The organism is Dokdonella sp. (assembly GCF_036518555.1).
Lineage (GTDB): Bacteria > Pseudomonadota > Gammaproteobacteria > Xanthomonadales > Rhodanobacteraceae > Dokdonella_A.
The window spans coordinates 1-2,071 of record NZ_DATDMY010000028.1; the positions used below are offsets into that span (position 1 = coordinate 1).

Sequence of the window (2,071 nt, forward strand, 5' to 3'; positions counted from 1 at the left end):
GCGACGGCACCGCGGACGGCGAACTGCCACCATGGCATCGCGAGCTCGAACCATCCGTCCATCCCATCCTCCTCGGCCCCGGTCGACGCCCCTGTGCATCGCCGGCGGCCTGCCGCCACCGGCATCGCGATCGTAGGAGCGGACATGGCAGCGGCGCATGAATGAACCCGGGCCGGCTCAACGCCGATTCATCGACATCGACACACTCTTCGTGGCCCGACGAACGCCCCCTCTGCCGATGACGACCTTCCTGCGGTCGAACGCGCTCTCGCTGACCCTGCTCGCCACATTCGTCGCGTGCCTCGTCGCGCAGATCGCTTTCGGCCATCGCGCTTACGATGATGAGCTCGTGCGCCAGGGCATGCCGCCGATCGACTTGTGGTCATACCTGCACAGCGGCCACTTCGTCTCCGCACTGATGGAGAACTGGGAGAGCGAGTTCCTGCAGATGGGCATGTACGTGCTCCTCACCGTGCACTTGCGCCAGCGCGGTTCGGCCGAATCGCGTCCGTTCGAGCGATCCGCGGAAACGATCGAGGCGGGCCCGGCGCCATGGCCGGTACGGGCAGGCGGCCTGTGGCGCGCGCTCTACGAGCGTTCGCTGTCGATCGCGATGTTCCTGCTGTTCGCGATCGCGTTCGCGGGCCACGCCGTCGGCAGCTGGATGCTCGAGTCGGAACAGCGAACGGCGTCGGGGCTCGCGCCGGAGCGATTCATCGAGCACGTCGCGGGCGCGCAGTTCTGGTTCGAGTCGATGCAGAACTGGCAGAGCGAATTCCTCGCCGTGCTCTCGCTCGTCGTGTTCTCGATCTTCCTTCGCCAGAAGGACTCGCCGCAGTCCAAGCCGGTCGAGGCTCCGCACCGGCAGACCGGCTCCTAGGCACCGATCCAGCGCAGCGCCGAGGGCGTCGCGATCACGCGCACCGGCCGATCGGTGCGCAGCAGTTCCAGCGCGCGTCGGGTTCGGGCGCTCGTGCGGGCGGCCACGGCATCGCGAACGACGGCGACCTCGTACGCGCGCGCATGAGCATCGAGCGCGGTATTGAGGACGCACGCATCCGCGGCGATGCCGACGAGCGCAAGGCGTTCGACGCCGAGCTGGTTCAGCAGGATGCGCAAGGGAGTCTCGAAGAACGCCGAATGCCTGGGCTTGAGCACGAAGTAGTCGAGCGGCGAAGGCAGGATCTCGCGCACGACGTCGGCGCCGATCGCGCCGTCGCCGGCACAGAGGTCGACGTTGCTGCGCAGGTCGGAGCGCCATTGCCCGAAATTGTCGTTGCAGTAGACGACGGGGACGCCTGCCTCGCGCGCGCGCCGCAGGATGCGCCGGATATTCGGCAGCACCCTGCGCGTCTGGCGAAGCAGCGAACCCGCTCCCGGGAAATCGAACGGATTGACGAGGTCGATCGCGAGCACGGCTCCCGGTGGTGAGCCACTCCCCGATCGATGCGCCCTCGCACCGTTCACCGCTTGGTGCGCGCCCGCGTACGCGCCGCCTTCTTCGCGGCCGCCGACCGGCTCGACGACGTGCGGGTCGACTTCTTCGAGGCTCGCTTCGCCGGCGCCTTCTTCCGCGCCGACGTGCTCTTCGTGGAAGCCTTCTTCGCAGGGGTCTTCTTCGCCGGTGACGCCTTCTTCGATGCCGTACGTCCCTTCGCGCCGCCAGTCTCCTTGTTCACTGTGGCCCAGGCTCGCTTCTCGGCGGTCTTCTTAGACACGCCGCGCTTCTCGTAGCTTTCCTCGATGTGTTCCGCCTGGCGTCGCTGCTTGGCGCTGTAACTGGACTTGTCGCCGCGTGGCATGTCGTGCTCCTGTCGGTGATCGTCGCCTCGGAGATGTCGGATCTCGACGGGCCCGCGATGTCGCCGAGCCGCCTCCTGCCGTGCGCGCCGACGCCGCAGGATGTCCGCGTCTGCGGTGGATCCCGCGCATCGGATCGCAGCAGACAGCCTCCGCTCGCGCGCATGACTGGCTGTCGAACGGGCGCCGCGCGCGCGGCTCCGATTCAGCGAGGCGCAAGCACGGGTCACCGGCGGTTTCGAGGCGCCCGGATTGCCGACGGTACGGCCAC

General features: G+C 68.1%; 3 protein-coding genes. 1 reads left to right on the forward strand and 2 read right to left on the reverse strand.

Annotation, left to right across the window (positions count from 1 at the left end; translation table 11 throughout):
• Positions 1–238 precede the first annotated feature (238 nt).
• Positions 239–880: a DUF6766 family protein gene (locus VI238_RS01805; protein WP_331647813.1), complete on the forward strand. Its 642-nt coding sequence runs from the start codon at positions 239–241 to the stop codon at positions 878–880.
• On the opposite strand, the gene VI238_RS01810 is transcribed toward VI238_RS01805, so the two are convergent.
• Positions 877–1,416, reverse strand: a complete 540-nt coding sequence (locus tag VI238_RS01810) for an isochorismatase family cysteine hydrolase (protein WP_331647815.1) — start codon at positions 1,414–1,416, stop codon at positions 877–879. The two genes, VI238_RS01805 and VI238_RS01810, sit on opposite strands and share 4 nt — an antisense overlap.
• 47 nt (positions 1,417–1,463) lie before the next feature.
• On the reverse strand, positions 1,464–1,802 hold the full coding sequence (locus VI238_RS01815) for a hypothetical protein (RefSeq protein WP_331647817.1): 339 nt from the start codon (positions 1,800–1,802) through the stop codon (positions 1,464–1,466).
• Between the last annotated feature and the right edge of the window lie 269 nt (positions 1,803–2,071).